General features: G+C 42.3%; 17 protein-coding genes. 5 read left to right on the top strand and 12 right to left on the bottom strand.

Annotation, left to right across the window (positions count from 1 at the left end):
* Positions 1 to 377: Spy/CpxP family protein refolding chaperone (locus SKA34_RS00475; RefSeq protein ID WP_006643534.1), on the top strand; the 377-nt coding region annotated here is incomplete at its 5' end.
* A 470-nt stretch (positions 378 to 847) separates the two neighbouring features.
* A complete protein-coding gene (gene pfkA / locus SKA34_RS00480; RefSeq protein ID WP_006643535.1) occupies positions 848 to 1,810 on the top strand; it encodes a 6-phosphofructokinase in 963 nt (320 codons plus the stop codon).
* A gap of 148 nt (positions 1,811 to 1,958) precedes the next feature.
* Here the strand turns inward: pfkA and tpiA are convergent, their stop codons facing one another.
* The 5 genes from tpiA to glpX all read right to left on the bottom strand — a co-directional run bounded on the left by tpiA (position 1,959) and on the right by glpX (position 5,935).
* Entirely contained in the window at positions 1,959 to 2,729 is a 771-nt protein-coding gene (tpiA, locus tag SKA34_RS00485) for a triose-phosphate isomerase (RefSeq protein WP_006643536.1), read from the bottom strand.
* A 184-nt stretch (positions 2,730 to 2,913) separates the two neighbouring features.
* The gene (locus SKA34_RS00490) at positions 2,914 to 3,252 is read right to left on the bottom strand and encodes a DUF3135 domain-containing protein (protein WP_006643537.1); all 339 of its coding nucleotides are present in this window, start codon (positions 3,250 to 3,252) and stop codon (positions 2,914 to 2,916) included.
* Positions 3,253 to 3,391: 139 nt separating this feature from the next.
* The gene (locus SKA34_RS00495; RefSeq protein WP_006643538.1) at positions 3,392 to 4,135 is read right to left on the bottom strand and encodes a ferredoxin--NADP reductase; all 744 of its coding nucleotides are present in this window, start codon (positions 4,133 to 4,135) and stop codon (positions 3,392 to 3,394) included.
* A 15-nt stretch (positions 4,136 to 4,150) separates the two neighbouring features.
* Positions 4,151 to 4,765, bottom strand: a complete 615-nt coding sequence (locus tag SKA34_RS00500) for a metalloregulator ArsR/SmtB family transcription factor (RefSeq protein ID WP_006643539.1) — start codon at positions 4,763 to 4,765, stop codon at positions 4,151 to 4,153.
* A gap of 162 nt (positions 4,766 to 4,927) precedes the next feature.
* Complete coding sequence (gene glpX, locus SKA34_RS00505; protein WP_006643540.1) at positions 4,928 to 5,935, bottom strand: class II fructose-bisphosphatase; 1,008 nt, start codon at positions 5,933 to 5,935, stop codon at positions 4,928 to 4,930.
* Positions 5,936 to 6,547: 612 nt separating this feature from the next.
* Here glpX and zapB point away from each other — a divergent pair.
* Entirely contained in the window at positions 6,548 to 6,790 is a 243-nt protein-coding gene (gene zapB, locus SKA34_RS00510; protein ID WP_006643541.1) for a cell division protein ZapB, read from the top strand.
* Positions 6,791 to 6,890: 100 nt separating this feature from the next.
* Here zapB and rraA read toward each other — a convergent pair whose 3' ends face one another.
* From rraA to priA, 7 genes are all read right to left on the bottom strand, one after another.
* A complete protein-coding gene (gene rraA / locus SKA34_RS00515; protein WP_006643542.1) occupies positions 6,891 to 7,376 on the bottom strand; it encodes a ribonuclease E activity regulator RraA in 486 nt (161 codons plus the stop codon).
* Positions 7,377 to 7,498: 122 nt separating this feature from the next.
* Complete coding sequence (locus SKA34_RS00520; protein WP_006643543.1) at positions 7,499 to 8,407, bottom strand: 1,4-dihydroxy-2-naphthoate polyprenyltransferase; 909 nt, start codon at positions 8,405 to 8,407, stop codon at positions 7,499 to 7,501.
* Positions 8,408 to 8,544: 137 nt separating this feature from the next.
* A complete protein-coding gene (hslU, locus tag SKA34_RS00525) occupies positions 8,545 to 9,876 on the bottom strand; it encodes an HslU--HslV peptidase ATPase subunit (RefSeq protein WP_006643544.1) in 1,332 nt (443 codons plus the stop codon).
* Positions 9,877 to 9,886: 10 nt separating this feature from the next.
* Positions 9,887 to 10,414, bottom strand: coding sequence for an ATP-dependent protease subunit HslV (gene hslV, locus SKA34_RS00530; protein WP_005371875.1), 528 nt, complete (start codon positions 10,412 to 10,414; stop codon positions 9,887 to 9,889).
* Between the two features lie 182 nt (positions 10,415 to 10,596).
* Complete coding sequence (locus SKA34_RS00535; protein ID WP_006643545.1) at positions 10,597 to 11,319, bottom strand: SPOR domain-containing protein; 723 nt, start codon at positions 11,317 to 11,319, stop codon at positions 10,597 to 10,599.
* A gap of 159 nt (positions 11,320 to 11,478) precedes the next feature.
* Positions 11,479 to 12,501, bottom strand: a complete 1,023-nt coding sequence (gene cytR / locus SKA34_RS00540; protein ID WP_289844205.1) for a DNA-binding transcriptional regulator CytR — start codon at positions 12,499 to 12,501, stop codon at positions 11,479 to 11,481.
* A gap of 184 nt (positions 12,502 to 12,685) precedes the next feature.
* A complete protein-coding gene (gene priA / locus SKA34_RS00545) occupies positions 12,686 to 14,887 on the bottom strand; it encodes a primosomal protein N' (protein ID WP_006643546.1) in 2,202 nt (733 codons plus the stop codon).
* Between the two features lie 266 nt (positions 14,888 to 15,153).
* Between priA and rpmE the strand changes: the two genes are divergently transcribed.
* Both rpmE and SKA34_RS00555 read left to right on the top strand, forming a co-directional pair.
* Entirely contained in the window at positions 15,154 to 15,366 is a 213-nt protein-coding gene (rpmE, locus tag SKA34_RS00550; RefSeq protein ID WP_006643547.1) for a 50S ribosomal protein L31, read from the top strand.
* 198 nt (positions 15,367 to 15,564) lie between these two features.
* On the top strand, positions 15,565 to 16,812 hold the full coding sequence (locus SKA34_RS00555; protein WP_006643548.1) for a malic enzyme-like NAD(P)-binding protein: 1,248 nt from the start codon (positions 15,565 to 15,567) through the stop codon (positions 16,810 to 16,812).
* Positions 16,813 to 16,890 lie beyond the last annotated feature (78 nt).

Raw genomic sequence — 16,890 nt, forward strand, 5'->3', positions numbered from 1 at the left:
GTATGAAAGGGCATCATGGTGAGCGTGGCCTGTTTAAACAGCTAGAGCTGACAGATACGCAAAAAGCAGAAATGAAAACCTTACGAGAGAAAGACCGTGAAGCGATGAAAGCAGAACGACAGGTTAATCGATCTGAAATGCAAACAGATCACAAAGCACTAGACAAATTAGTATTGGCAGATAATTTTGATGAGCAAGCGGTACGTCAATTGGTCGATCGTATGTCAGAGAAACAAGCAGAGCACCGTTTTGAGAGATTAAAACAGCGTCACCAAATGTTGAATATTTTGACCCCAGAGCAAAAAACAAAATATGTGGAATTAAAGCAACAGCATGCCGAAAAGCGTTTTATGAAACTTGAGAAAAAAACACACTGAGTGTTTGAGCAATAAAGATTAAAAAAAGAAAGCCATAACTTCTGTTGTGGCTTTTTTTGATTTTCTACTCAGCAGCTAGAGCCTTTATAATAAAATCACCTCGATGATCGTATTTTCTCGTAGGTTTTGTTATTAATTGTCATCATAAAACGGCTATACTGCGTGATATTGAACACACCATAGGCATATGGATCAGCAAGTACACGAAGAAATGGGGCTGATTATGAAGAAACGTCAGCTTAAAACGAAAAAGATAAGATTAATTTTTGTGTAAAAAGAAGCTTGTTTGAATCCCGACCTTGCGTGATATGAATCAACTAAATATTTTTGCAAAATTGTAATACTCCTACGTAAGTAGAAAAGTTTCAGTTTTTACACGCACAGCACGGTTGTTGCTGTGATATCGAGCAGGGAACCTCGGTATAATCGTGTCGGATTTGATTTTCAATTCCCAAAGTCAGAGGGTAACCATGATTAAGAAGATTGGTGTTTTGACCAGTGGTGGTGACGCACCTGGTATGAATGCAGCAGTTCGCGGCGTAGTTCGAGCAGCGTTAACTGAAGGTCTAGAAGTGTACGGTATTTATGATGGCTACCAAGGTCTTTATAACAACTGTATCGAAAAGCTAGATCGTCAAAGTGTATCTGATGTGATCAACAAAGGCGGTACATTCCTAGGCTCTGCGCGTTTTCCTGAATTCCGTGAAGTGGAAGTGCGTGAAAAAGCGATTGAGAACCTAAAACTGTACGGTATTGATGCATTAGTCGTCATTGGTGGTGACGGCTCATACATGGGTGCGAAGAAGTTAACTGAGATGGGTTACCCATGTATCGGTCTTCCTGGCACTATCGATAATGATGTTGCTGGTACTGATTACACTATCGGTTACATGACAGCAATGAACACGGTTATCGATGCAATTGACCGTTTACGTGATACATCATCTTCACACCAACGTATCTCTATCGTAGAAGTGATGGGTCGTCATTGTGGTGACTTAACCCTAATGTCTGCGATTGCTGGTGGTTGTGAGTACATCATCACGCCAGAAACTGGGCTAGATAAAGAAAAGTTACTTCAGCATATCCGTGAAGGTATTGCTAAAGGTAAAAAGCACGCAATTATTGCTATCACTGAGCTAATGACCGATGTGAATGAACTGGCTAAGTTCATTGAAGCAGAAACAGGTCGTGAAACTCGCGCAACAGTATTGGGTCACATTCAGCGTGGTGGTCAACCAACAGCGTTTGACCGTGTACTTGCTTCTCGTATGGGCGCATACGCAGTTGATCTTCTTCAAAAAGGAGAAGGTGGTCGTTGTGTAGGTATTCAGTGTGAGCAACTTGTTCACCATGATATCATCGATGCAATTGAAAATATGCGTCGTCCTGTTCGTAACGATCTTTATGAGTTAGCTGAGAAGTTATTCTAAGAGATTTATCGAGCGGTAAGAGAGAAAGAAGGTCGATTATTATCGGCCTTTTTTATTACCTAGAAATCGCTAAAGGACAGGACTTTTTTTACGGTAAAAACAAAAAGGCCACCCGTAGGTGACCTCTTAGGCTAATCAAAAAGAATGATTAGTTTTTCGCTTCAGCTGCTGCTTTAGCGATAGCTGCGAAGCTTTCAGCATCAAGTGCTGCGCCACCAACTAGCGCACCGTCTATGTCTGGTTGTGCGAAGTATGAAGCTGCGTTTTCAGGCTTAACAGAACCGCCGTATTGGATAACAACGTTCTTAGCTACTTCTTCACTCTTCTCCGCAATGTGAGCACGGATTGCAGCGTGGATGCGTTGTGCATCGTCAGCAGTTGCTGCTTTACCCGTACCGATAGCCCAGATTGGTTCGTAAGCGATGATTGCGCCGTTCAGTGCATCAACACCTTGAGTGTTGATAACTGCGTCAAGTTGACGTGCACATACAGCTACGGTTTCGCCAGCTTCGTTTTGTGCTTCTGACTCACCAATACAAAGAACTGGCGTTAGGCCATTTTCTTTTAGGAATGCGAATTTTTGAGCAACAAACTCATCTGATTCGTGGTGGTATTCACGACGCTCAGAGTGACCGATGATGATGTGGCTAGCGCCGAATTCTTTAAGCATTGCAGGAGAGATATCACCTGTGAATGCGCCGTTGTTGTGTAGATCAACGTTTTGAGAACCAAGGATGATTTTGCTGTCCGCTTTGTTTAGTAGCTGCTCAGCGAGATCCAAGTACATTACTGGTGGAGCGATGGCTACATCAACACCTTCAACACCGTTAAGTGCTGCATCAAGACCTTTGATAAGGCCAGAGACCATTTCCTTGCTACCGTTTAGCTTCCAGTTACCCATAACCACAGGATGGCGCATAGCTTTTCTCCAAATTTAAATGATGTAATTAACTTAACTTGATGTAGTAAAAATATACCAAGACTGGTTCATTTTTACTGTCCAAAATCATTAATGAGCTCGGTTGTACCTTTTTCAAGGTAAAAAGTGAACTCATAATTTCAAAATATTTCAAAATATAGTTAATTTCTTGCAGGAAGCTGCGTTAGAAAGAGTTTTTATCTGTGTTTTCGGATTGTTTGGGGTGAGATGAAATCGGCGTGATCTCAGCATTTTCTTGACTATAGGGGTGTTGGAGAGTTTCGGCAAAGCGAACTAATTGGCGCTGTAATTCATTGCGTAACAACATGGTGGTGTGAAGTGGGTTTTTTCCGCGACTAATAACCAGATCGATATGACTTTGCTGTGCCTTTAGGCGTGGCTTCATGCTGTCATGTGCTTGGTTTATTGCATTTTCTATTAATTGCTGGCGTAGTTGTTCGAATTGTTCTGGATCTTCTTTCGCCATTTTTGCCATATCATCAAAATTGGGTAGCGTATCCATTGTCAACTCCATTCGCACAACTAGCTAAAGTATAAGAAAAGCTGACGGATATGGCGTCTTAGAGGTGAGATTAATAGGAGATAAATAGCAACTTTATGCATATACCTCCTATTTGATACAACTCATCGGGTGTTAATCATTACCAGTAATGCTCCATAGTAATTTGTCCCGGTTTTCGGCGTAAATTTTTAGCAAACCCTCGAGCTTCTAGCGCACTTTTAGTCTCTTTTACCATTTCAGGGTTACCGCATAACATAATTTGACTTTGTTCTGGATGTAATGCGAGCCCGACATGGCGTTCTAGTTGTCCATCAGCAAGGGCTTGAGGGATCCTTCCTGTAAGGCAAAGAGGAGAGGGTTCTCGGCTGACAAAAGGCTGGACGATAAGTTGATCGCCATGTTGCTGCTTTAACTGTGTGATTTCTGCTTGATAACTCAAATCTGCGGCAAAACGAACCGCATGAACTAAGACGACTTTTCTAAACCGGTGCCAGACATCGCCTTGTTGTAAAAGAGACAAATAAGGGCCGATGGCAGTACCTGTTGCGAGTAGCCAGAGGTGATCGCCTTGTGGGACTTCATCGAGGGTAAAAAAGCCATTGGCACGCGCAGAGATCAGGACTGTATCACCTTCTGCTAGTTGGTGGAGTCGAGGTGACAATAACCCGCCTTGAACCTTTGTGGCGTAAATATCGATAGTTGGCTGCTGGGGAGGATTAACGAAAGAATAGGCGCGTTGAACCATTTGGCCATCAATCTCTAAGCCGAGTTTAGTAAATTGCCCTGCTTTAAAAGGCTCGATGTTTGCCGCTAATGACAAACTGAATAAATTATTATTCCAGTGGCGATTTGCAATAACTTGAGCAGGAATCCAATCAGCCATTATGGCCTCCTAATTCTATGATGTTATTCGATAAGTACAGCGCCTTTGACCTGAAATGATATGTTCTTCACGTTCAATACGGATGTTTTCTCCAAGAAGGCGTTTAAATACCGTAAGTTCCGAGAGACATAGTGCAGGACAATGTTGTGCTGCTCGACAAATAGGGCAGTGGTTTTCAACCAAAGTGTGACCATCGTGCGTTGTTATAAGCTCTGCCATATACCCATCTTGTGTACGTAATTGAGCTAGCTGTTCGAGCTTTTCTTTAAGTGTTTCGCACGTTTGTAAGGTTTGTTGATACTGTTCGTAAGTATGCTGTTCGCGTTTTGCTATAACTTGCTCAAGCCCTGATATTCCGAACAAATCTTCAACGGATTCTAACATATGTACGGCTAAATCATGATGACGATCAGTGAAACGACGATGTCCTTGCTCTGTTAACTGCCAATGACGGGTAGGACGTCCGACTTTGACTTTGACATCGTTAAAATCAACCAGCCCATCATCTTCTAAGCTTTGTAAGTGCTGACGAATTCCCATGGTAGTAAGGGAGAACTTCTCAGCCAATACTTTTGCCGTGACAGGACCTTCACTTTTTAAGTGATAGAGGATTTTCTCGATGGTTTTCATAGCTACCTATATATTCATTTCTCTAGGTATTATGGGATCAGCTTATTAAATAAAGCAATCTCTTTACCATTCTAACGGGTTGCGTTGATTTTGCTTCTTAGGAGTGAGAGGTGGGAAAAAAAAGCGTATCGAAGTACGCTTTCTTGCATGTAAATATAGCAACTAGATAATGTGCGATTTTACGATGTCATCTTTACGATCAAGGTAATGGGTTGATTTAATACGACGAATCGTACGGCACTGACCACGGATCAATAAGGTTTCAGTTGTCGCGATATTTCCTTGACGATGAATGCCTTCTAGTAAGTCACCTTTGGTTATACCTGTCCCTGCAAAAATCACGTTATCGCTTTTTGCCATATCTTCAATACGTAATAATGTGTTGGTTTTAATACCCATTTCGCAACAACGGCGAATTTCAATCTCACCGAGTTCGCGGTTTTCTGTAGTATCTCCTTTGACCTCATGACGAGGAAGTAAACGCGCCTGCATGTCACCGCCTAATGCACGGATCGCGGCGGCGGAAACAACACCTTCTGGCGCACCACCAATACAGTACATTACGTCAACTTCACTATCTGGCATGCAAGTTAGAATAGATGCCGCTACATCGCCATCAGGCACGGCAAAGACACGAACACCGATCGCTTGCATTTGCTTAATCGTTTCATCATGACGAGGCTTGGCAAGGGTGATCACGACTAAATCTTGTAATGATTTACCCAGAGCATCAGCAATAGCCGTTAAGTTATTAACGAGTGGTTTATCAAGATCAATCACACCTTTTGCAGCAGGGCCAACCACCAGTTTTTCCATGTACATATCAGGTGCCTTTAGAAAGCTCCCTTTCTCACCAGCAGCTAATACAGCAAGGGCATTATTTTGTCCCATCGCTGTCATGCGTGTTCCTTCAATGGGATCTACTGCAATATCAATAGCATCGCCACCACAACCCACTTTTTCACCGATGTAGAGCATTGGCGCTTCATCAATTTCGCCTTCACCAATTACGATTTCACCATTGATTTCAGTTTGATTAAGTAGAATGCGCATCACTTCTACCGCAGCATTATCAGCAGCATTTTTATCGCCACGACCAAGCCATTTATAGCCTGCCAGTGCAGCCCCTTCTGTAACCCGTGAGAATGCCATTGCTAAATCGCGTTTCATGATAACTCCAGATATAAAATCGATTAGATAAATAAACTGAGTTCATTTTAACATAAGGGATGGTGGAACGATTGCGCAAAATAAAGGGATCTGTTTTGCAATGATCATACTTAGTATTAATTTTTGTGTATAAATGATTGAAATGATGACAAGCCACTTTCATATTCTGGATTTGATCATGTTAACGATTAGCGTTATTTGTGGTGACAGAATATCAATGAATGAATCGTGACAAAAAAAAGCAGTATTGGTGGTATTGGGTCTAAACACTGTGTACAAATTAGGATATAAATAAGAAAGCGCACAGTTAGGTGACAGTTAAGCTTATTCGTTGGTGCTTTTTTGACAGGGAGTAGAGCAAATAAAGCTGAGATCCGATAAAAATGAACTTCGCGCTGTATTTGGTTGTCTCAGTGGTCGGATATTTGGATCTACTTTGCAAAAATCATATCAGACTTGTGTGATTTTCATCCGTTTGCCTCAAAGCATTAGAATTGTGGATGCCAGATAGTCGCTGCCTCGTTAGAATAGAGGCGAATATGAATTTAACTCGCGCGTAGGTGATTGGCTTAATGATTAAGCCAGCATACGGGCTAAGATCAGGTAAACAATATGTCTCTAGAAATGTTAGAACAACTAGAAGCCAAAGTTCAGATGGCAATTGATACAATTTCTATCCTACAAATGGAAATTGATGAATTAAAAGAGCAAAACTCTCAACTTTCGATGGAAGCGCAAGAATTACGCTCTGGTCGTGAAGGTCTAAATGAAGAAAATGAAAAACTACGTCAAGATCATAATGCATGGCAAGAGCGCGTACGCACCCTACTAGGCAAAATGGAACACGTAGAATAATACTGATTTCAGTTTATCTGTTTCGGTTTTCGGCTTGGTATGTTGTTATCAGGAACGACAGCATACCGGGCCGTAATTTTATTTATTACTAGCTGTGTGTCTAATCGATATCAAGAGGCTCAGGCGATAAAATAACCCCTGTATTATCTGCATAGATATGATCTTCTGGTAAGAAGGTTACCCCGCCAAAATTGACCGCGACATCAATCTCACCGATATCACGTTGATCAGCGCCCACTGGGATTGAAGCGAGTGCCTGAATACCAAGATCTAATTCATCTAACTCATCAACATGGCGAACACAGCCATAAATAATCAGCCCTTCCCATTCATTTTCTTGCGCTAAATGAGCCAAATCGATATCAATTAATGCACGTCTTAGTGAACCACCACCGTCAATTAATAACACTCGTCCTATGCCTGATTGTTCTAATACTTGGCGAATAACACCTTTATCTTCAAAACATTTTATGGTAGTTATTTGACCGCCAAAAGAGCTGCGTCCACCGTAAGAGCTGAACATAGGCTCAACAACATCAACGTGTTCGAGATAAATATCACACAGTTCAGAGGTATTGTATTCCATAAGTGGACTTCTTATTTAGCGAAAGAAAGGAAATCAGTAAGGCTTATAACGAGGAAATACTCATTCTAAGCCTTGTTGAAATTATAACCAGTTGATCTGTCATTGCAATTCGCAATCATCAATTATGACAAGATGATCCCGAGAGCAAACAATAAATTAGTCAGTAAAGCGCATTTGACCATAGTTCCCATCATTGGGCGGAGCTCTTCACCATTTTTAGAATGATAAACAGCACGACCATGTTTAAAGAGTAGTGGAACACTCAATAAAAATAGCCAACCAAATAGCGACTTTGTTTCGAATAGAGAAAAAAGTGTTAAACATACAACACTGCCTGTTAATAAGAAGAGGTGGTATTTACGACCCCATTCCGGTCCCATTCGTACGACCAAAGTTTGCTTACCATAAGCTCGGTCGTTATCAATATCACGGAGGTTATTAATATTAAGAACGCCCACTGCGAGTAAACCACAGGCAGTTGCCGGTAACATTATCACTGAATCAATACTGCCTGCTTGCAAGTAGAAAGTTCCAGCAACGCCCAGCCAACCAAAAAAGATTAATACTGATAAATCGCCTAAGCCGCGGTAACCGTAGGGCTTATTACCCACGGTATAGGCAATAGATGCAACAATAGCGAGTGCGCCGAGCAGTATAAAACCAATGATGTCATGGGGATTATTACAGGCAATAAATATCAGAGATAAGCCACTGACTGCTGTAAGAATAATGTTGACGAGCATGGCGGTACGCATGGTTTTAGGGGTAACTAATCCTGATTGAATCGCACGTTGAGGACCTAAGCGGTCATCATTATCGGTGCCTTTGACAGCATCGCCGTAATCATTTGCAAGGTTAGAAAGAATTTGCAGCAAAAGGGCGGTTAATAAAGCGAGTGCTGCAATTGGAGCAGAAAAACTTCCATGCCATCCTGCCACCGCACTACCGCATACAATTGATGCAATGGCGAGCGGCAAGGTTTTCGGTCTTGCTGCATCTAACCAAATAGCAAGCGATGAAGATGATTTCATAATCTAGATACTTAAATAATGAGTGGATGGCTATTATGGCGAAAATTTGGATTGGCGCAAATTTATCCCATTAATAGATGTTAAAATAAAAAACGGTGCAGCAAGGCACCGTTTTCTTATTCTTAAAAGCAATTTTATTAAAGAATAAAACGGCTTAAATCTTCATCTTGTACAAATTCACCAAGACGCTCGCTAACATATGCGGCGTCGATCATGAATTTCTCCCCCGCTTTCTCACTGGCGTCATAGGAAATCTCTTCCATTAAACGCTCCATTACTGTGTGAAGACGACGTGCACCGATATTCTCAGTACGCTCATTCACTTGCCATGCAGCATCTGCTAGGCTATCAATACCATCGGTAGTGAACTCGATATCAACCGATTCTGTTGCCATTAATGCTTTGTATTGCTCAGTTAGCGATGCATTTGGCTCCGTCAGAATTCGTTTAAAGTCGTGACTTGTTAGCGCTTCAAGCTCAACGCGAATAGGTAAACGACCTTGTAATTCAGGGATCAAATCTGATGGCTTAGCCACTTGGAAAGCACCTGATGCAACAAACAGGATGTGGTCTGTTTTAACCATACCGTGTTTGGTTGATACTGTACTGCCTTCGACTAATGGTAGTAGGTCGCGCTGCACACCTTCACGAGAAACATCTGGGCCAGAAGACTCGCCACGCTTACAGATTTTATCTATCTCATCGATAAACACGATACCGTTGTTTTCAACCGAATGAATGGCTTGTTCTTTAAGCTCTTCTTGGTTGACTAACTTCGCCGCTTCTTCTTCTGTTGCTGCTTTTAGCGCGTCTTTGATTTTCATCTTACGCTTTTTAGTGGTATTGCCAGCAAGGTTTTGGAACATCCCCTGAAGCTGGTTAGTCATTTCTTCCATACCAGGAGGTGCCATGATCTCTACACCCATTTGAGGTGCGGCAATATCCATTTCAATTTCTTTATCGTCTAGCTTACCTTCACGTAATTTCTTACGGAAAGATTGACGAGTAGAAGATTCTGCAGGGGCTTCTTCATTTTGACCCCAAGCATCACGCGCCGGCGGTAGAAGGGCATCTAAAATACGCTCTTCTGCTAATTCTTCAGCACGGAAACGCACTTTCTCAGTCGCTTGTTGATGTGTCATTTTTACAGCCACATCTGTCAGATCGCGAATGATCGTTTCGACTTCTTTACCGACATAGCCCACTTCGGTGAATTTCGTTGCTTCTACTTTTATGAAAGGCGCGTTAGCTAGTTTCGCTAAGCGACGTGCAATCTCGGTTTTACCAACACCGGTAGGGCCGATCATTAAAATGTTTTTTGGCGTTACTTCAACACGCAACTCTTCAGGAAGTTGCATGCGACGCCAGCGGTTACGTAGTGCAATCGCAACTGCTCGTTTTGCTTTGTCTTGACCGATAATATGGCGATTAAGTTCATGAACGATTTCGCGAGGAGTCATTTCAGACATTACAACTTCCTTACTTAGTTTCTAATTCTTCAATGGTGTGATTGTGGTTAGTGAACACACAAATATCACCAGCAATATTCAGGGCTTTCTCTGCAATTTCTCGCGCACCTAAATCAGTATTTTCTAGCAATGCTGTTGCTGCGGCTTGGGCGAAGTTACCGCCAGAGCCAATCGCAATTAAGTCATGCTCTGGCTGCACAACGTCACCATTACCGGTGATGATCAGTGAGCCTGTTTCATCGGCAACGGCCAATAAGGCTTCAAGCTTACGCAGAGCGCGATCAGTGCGCCAATCTTTGGCAAGTTCTACGGCCGACTTTAGAAGGTGGCCTTGGTGCATCTCAAGCTTACGCTCAAAACGCTCAAATAGAGTGAATGCATCAGCGGTACCGCCAGCAAAACCTGCCAGTACTTTATTGTTATATAGACGGCGAACTTTACGTGCGTTGCCTTTCATTACTGTGTTACCAAGTGATACTTGGCCGTCACCAGCAATGACGACTTTACCGTTTCGACGTACAGATACAATAGTTGTCACGGGGTTAACCTCTCTGGTTCTGCTCCGGCATAGCCGGTATCGTTAATGTGAAAAGATCTGGGGATGAAAGAAAGGCTTTTCAAGTATGAACTGTCAATTGGTCGCTATTATTACGTTTATCTAACATAAAAAAAGGACGTACATTGGTACGTCCTTCTGATTGTTTGGTTAACCTTGGAGAGTTATTTCCAATGCCAAATACCACACGGTGAAACACCGGCACTTTGTAGTTTAGCTTTATCTTTTTCAGCACTGCTTTTTTGTGAATAAGGACCTAATACAACACGGTACCACTTTCCTTTTGCATCACTGCTTATTTTAAGTTGGCTATTCATGCCTTGGAATGCAATTTTTGCTTTACGTTCATCGGCTTGTGACTTCTTACGGTAAGCACCACACTGCAATACAAAGCGCACATTTGATGTCGCCTCGGGCTTATTTTCTGCCTGACTTGCAGCAACCACTGGCTTATCAGTTTGAACGCTCTCTTTCGGTTTAGGCGTGTCTGCTTTTTTGGCTGCAGTTTCTTTTTTCACTGGCTGCACACGTTGGTTTTTTAAGTCGTCTGGCACGATGACTTTTTTATTTTCTAATTCTTGGATATAACGCCATTTTTCTTCAGGTTTTGGCGGTAAGACTTCTTTATTAGCGGTTTTTTTAACCCCATTAGTGGGTTGAGGTTTTGCACTAATTGGAAGTTCATCTTTAGGTGCTGGTTTTTCAGGAACATCAGTACCGGATAGGAAGAATAAACCAGTAATAAGTCCAAACACTAGAACAATAGCGGTGACCGCCCATTTGATTGGAAATCCACTAGGGGCGGGGGCTTTTTTTCGACTCGGACTGCTTTTTTTATTTGCCGGTTTCGGCGAGCGTCCGCGTTTTACATAATCTTTAGTAGCCACGGTGATAGACAAATACGTTGAGAGAAGGAAAGAGCTCTATGGTACAAATTTGGAGTGATACTGACTAGTTTTTATCACTAATAATATGTGGGTTAAGGTCAATAGTTTGCAAAAACTGTGAACTTATGATTATTTCATAAGCTCACAGGCTTCTTATTGCTATCGAGATGGCGGCGCTGCACTTTCACGGATCACCAGTTTCGCATCAAGTAAGCGAGATCCTGCTTGCACTTCCTTGCCTTTAAGCAGCTCAAGTAACATCAGCATTGCTTGACGACCAATTTCATAGCGTGGTTGAGAAACGGTTGTTAATGGTGGATCACAATACTCGGCAAATTGAATATCATCAAAGCCAACAATCGAAATATCTTGAGGAACGCGAAGTCCAAGACGTTTTGCCTGCTGCATCGCACCAATCGCCATGACATCAGAATGACAGAACAGTGCGGTTGGTGGCTCTGGTAACGACAACAATGCGGTAACTGCGCGTGCACCAGCAGCAAAGGAAAAATCGCCCTTCACAGTATAGGCTGGGTTTAATGTTATCCCCCCACGACGCAGTGCTTGTTGATAGCCCTGATTTCGGAATTGGGATAATGGCGCTTGGTCGGGGCCGGTAATTTGCGCAATACGCTTATGGCCCATTTGTGTTAGATAATTAACTGCTTCAAATGCCGCGGTGAGATTATCAATATGGATGGTTGGCAACTCTAACTCAGGTGCGTACTCACAAGCCATCACTAAAGGTGGTAGGTTTTTCTGTTCTGGTTTACTAACATCAAAAGGTAAGTCTGTACCAAGTAATAACATACCATCAGCTTGTTTAGTGAAGACTAAATTAACAAATGAGTTTTCACGCTTTTTCTGTTGCCCACTATCGCCCAGTAATACAAGGTAACCGTACTCCATTGCGGCTTCTTCGATACCACGAATAATCTCTGTGAAGTACGGATCACAAATATCAGGGACGATAGTTACGATCGTTTTTGACTCATTGCGACGTAAGTTACGGGCAAGTGAGTTAGGTGAGTAGCCAGCTTCCATGACAGCCTGCTCAACTTTTTTACGAGTTGAAGCCGATACTTTTTCCGGGTTCATTAGTGCACGGGAAACCGTTGCAGTCGAAACTCCGGCTAGCTGGGCAACATCCTTCATTGTCGCCATATTGCTTTCCTCTTTTATCTAAATCTCTCTTATTGTGCGGCTGGTAGCTCGAGGTCAAAAGGACTGAGACGGAAACCAGCAAAGCAGTAAATGACTGATATTAGTCAATACTATTGATATTGTAGAATGTAAACAAAGGATTAAACATGCCTTAATTAGCATAAATTACATTCACTATGTGAGTTTTGTCGCATTGTTGGTCTTAAGTTAAATCTTGTGGCTCTACATCAATCGACCAACGTACTTTTTTAGCTAACGGCAGTAATTGAATTGCGGGCTTGGCAACACTGAGAATTTGTTGCAAGGCTTTGCGATTAGGGGTTTGTAAAATTAATTGCCAACGATAACGTCCAGCACGACGGGCAAGAGGAGCAGGGTTTGGCCCCAATACACAACAATCTTGATCATAAACAGGGCTGGATTCAAAAATGCCACGGATTTGCTGTAATAGTTGGCAAACAGTATCACTGTCATTTGCTTCCGCCCGTATTAAGACAAGGTGAGTATAGGGCGGTAACATCGCTTGCTGGCGTTCAACTAATGCGGTTTGTGAGAAAACGCCATAGCCTTTATGAAGCAATGATTGTAATAGTTGATGCTCTGGATGGTGAGTTTGCAATAACACTTCGCCCGGTTTACTCGCGCGTCCAGCGCGTCCTGCAACCTGAATAAACAATTGTGCTAAACGTTCAGATGCGCGGAAATCGTTACTAAACAGCGCGCTATCAACATCAATTAGTGCGACTAAAGTGACATTCGGGAAATGGTGGCCTTTTGCTAGCATTTGAGTACCGATTAAAATTTGATACTCATTATTTTTAATCGCTTCTAGATAGTTCTCTAAAGCACCTTTACGACGCGTGCTATCACGATCAATACGCACGGTCTTAAATTCAGGAAATAGGGTTGCGAGTTGATTTTCTAATTGCTCAGTACCGACACCGACGGGTAATAATTGAGTCGAACCACATTGCTCACATTGCGGCATGATAGGACGCTGGGTTGCACAATGGTGACAACGCAGCTCTCCAGATTGCTGATGTAAAGTGTAATAAGCATCACAACGATGACACTCGGCTATCCAACCACACTCATGACACATTATGGCAGGGGAAAAACCACGGCGATTAAGAAATAACATCACCTGATTACCTGCATTTAAGTGTTTACGCATCTCAGCGATAAGTGGTGCAGATAACCCAGCATCAAGATATAGACCTTTGACATCAATTACACCATGACGCGCCAGTTGAGCGTTACCCGCACGTTTAGTTAAGGTTAAATGATGGTATTTGCCTGTTTTAGCGTTATGCAAGGTTTCTAATGCTGGTGTCGCAGAGCCTAAAATAATCGGAATGTTTTCTTTATTGGCGCGCATAACGGCAAGATCGCGAGCATGATAACGTAAGCTGTCTTGTTGTTTATAAGAGGCGTCATGCTCTTCATCGACAATGATGATGCCTAGGTTTGCAAATGGGGTGAATAATGCGGATCGCGTCCCGATGATAATACCTGCTTGATTATCTCGACCTGCAAGCCATGCAGCCATACGCTCGCTGTCATTTAGTCCTGAGTGAACCGTTTCTAAAGGCACATTAAAACGACGGCGAAAGCGGTTGATTGTTTGAGGGGTTAAACCAATCTCAGGCACTAATATCAACGCTTGTTTACCTGCGGCAAGCACCGGTTCTAGCAGGTTAAGGTATACCTCTGTTTTACCTGATCCTGTTACCCCTTCTAAAAGATAACAGCCAAACTCTGGGTTACTATTCACGGTGGCAATTGCTAACGCTTGTTCTTCATTTAAGCGTGGCTTTTCTTCAGTAACAGAAAATTGTTTCTGCCAATTTTGGCTTTTAGGTTGTTGCTGTTGTTCAATTATCCAACCTTTTTTCGCTAACGTTTTTAAGGTTGTAGAGCTCACGTCTTCACTCAATAATACATCATGACTGACAGCCCCGTTTTGTAGTAGACGCAGTATTTGGGCTTGTTTGGGCGCGCGGGTTAGGCCATTTAGCGGTTGTGATTTTCCCGCTTCTGTTAATGTCCAAAATTTCAGTGTGGTTTGTGAGGCTTCACGTCCTTTTCGCAATAAAGCTGGCATCGCATTAGCCAGCGTATCGCCGAGTGGATATTGATAATATTGACTAGCCCATTTAAGTAAATCAAACAGTGGAGGAGTCCATAGTGACTGATTATCAATGACTTTTTGAATAGCTTTTAGTTGTTCGATCGGAAATTCAGAACTATCTGTCACTACGGTAACGATACCGATTAACCGTTGACGCCCGAAAGGAACCTGCACACGCCCGCCGATAATAGGTAGGTCGTTGGGTTTGATTAAATAATCAAAGGTTTTATCTAAGGGAATAGGGAGAGCGACTCGAGCGATATTCGGGATCATAATTTACTGCAGTCATTAAGCTTATATTGAATAATACCAGACCAAGTGAAACTCGATAAGTGTTGTTAAGTCTAATAGATGAAGAACGCGGTGCAGCACAAAGAAATTACGCGTGAAAAATCGGCATCTGTATTGATCTCCGCGGTATGATTGATTACTATACGCCGCCTGATTTGTCACATAATGTGGCAAGCTATTTTTTAACGACGTGTGGTGCCCGGCTTTGGATCGGGAGAGCGACACGGCCTTTATTTTGAGGTTATCCCATGAAACAAGGTATTCATCCTGAGTACAAAGCAGTAAACGCACGTTGTTCTTGTGGCAACACTTTCGCATTTAACTCTACTATGGGTAAAGACATCAACCTTGATGTATGCGACAAGTGCCACCCATTCTACACAGGTAAGCAACGTCAAGTTAGTTCTGGCGGCCGTGTTGACAAATTCAACAAGCGTTTCGGTGCGCTTACTAGCAAGTAATTACTTGCCAGATGAGTTTAGAAAAAAGGGATGCGAAATCATCCCTTTTTTTATGCCTCAATAAAATATGAGAAGAATAACTGTGGGCTATAAGCTGGGAAATTAATACTTAATGGCATATGATTTAATAACAAATACGAATTACACATAGATGTAATTTGCCATTATAAATGTCAGCGTTGAGGCTCAAATATCACTATGACCGAAGATTTTCGTCAACAAGCTCTAGATTACCATTCTCTTCCTACTCCTGGAAAAATAGCCGTTGCACTGACTAAGTCTGCAAATACTGTTGAAGATCTTGCTTTAGCGTATAGCCCTGGTGTTGCTGAGCCCGTTAGGGAAATCGCTCAAGATCCTGATAACGTTTATAAATATACCGCGAAAGGTAATATGGTTGCAGTGATCACCAATGGTACCGCTATTTTAGGTCTTGGTAATTTAGGTCCGTTAGCTTCTAAGCCTGTTATGGAAGGAAAGTCATTACTTTTTAAGAGGTTTGCTGGTATTGATTCAATTGATATTGAAGTAAAACATCGCACTATTGATGAGTTCGTTGATACTGTTGCAAATATTGCCGATACCTTTGGTGGCATTAATTTAGAAGATATTAAAGCGCCTGATTGCTTTGAGATCGAACAACGCTTAATTGAACGTTGTAATGTTCCTGTGTTTCACGATGATCAGCATGGTACGGCGATTGTTACAGCCGCTGGTATGATCAATGCCTTAGAGCTACAAGGTAAAGAAATTAGTGAAGCGATGATTGTTTGTTTGGGAGCGGGGGCTGCTGCTGTTGCGTGTATGGAGCTATTGATCAAATGTGGCGCGCAACGTGAAAAAATTTATATGCTCGATCGTAAAGGCGTTATTCATACTCGCCGTGATGATATAAATGAATATAAGCAGCTATTTGCTAATAATACAGATAAGCGCACATTAGAAGATGTGATTGCGGGGGCCGATATTTTCGTTGGTGTATCAGGTCCTGATTTATTACAACCTGATGCGCTAGCGTTAATGGCTGAAAACCCAATTGTATTTGCTTGCTCTAACCCTGATCCTGAAATAAAACCAGAATTAGCTCATCAAGTCAGAGATGATTTAATTATGGGAACGGGGCGATCTGATTACCCTAACCAAGTGAATAATGTTCTGTGTTTCCCGTTTATTTTCCGCGGTGCATTGGATGTGCGTGCAAGTCAAATTAATGATGAAATGAAATTAGCAGCCGTTCATGCAATTAGAGAGTTAGCGAAAGAGCCTGTACCACAAAGTGTGCTTGAGGCTTCGGGTGCACCACACCTTGAATTTGGGCGAGATTATATTATTCCAAAACCGATGGATCCGCGTTTATTACCGCGTGTTGCAAAAGCTGTCGCACAAGCGGCTATTGATTCAGGCGTCGCGCGTATTGAGATGCCAATGGGTTATATGGAAGTTTAATCGCGCTATTGTGTTGATGAGAAATAAATAAAAACCAGCCTAATGGCTGGTTTTTTAGTATACATAGTGCTGCAATAC

This window comes from Photobacterium sp. SKA34, assembly GCF_000153325.1.
In the GTDB taxonomy this organism is placed as follows: Bacteria; Pseudomonadota; Gammaproteobacteria; order Enterobacterales; family Vibrionaceae; genus Photobacterium.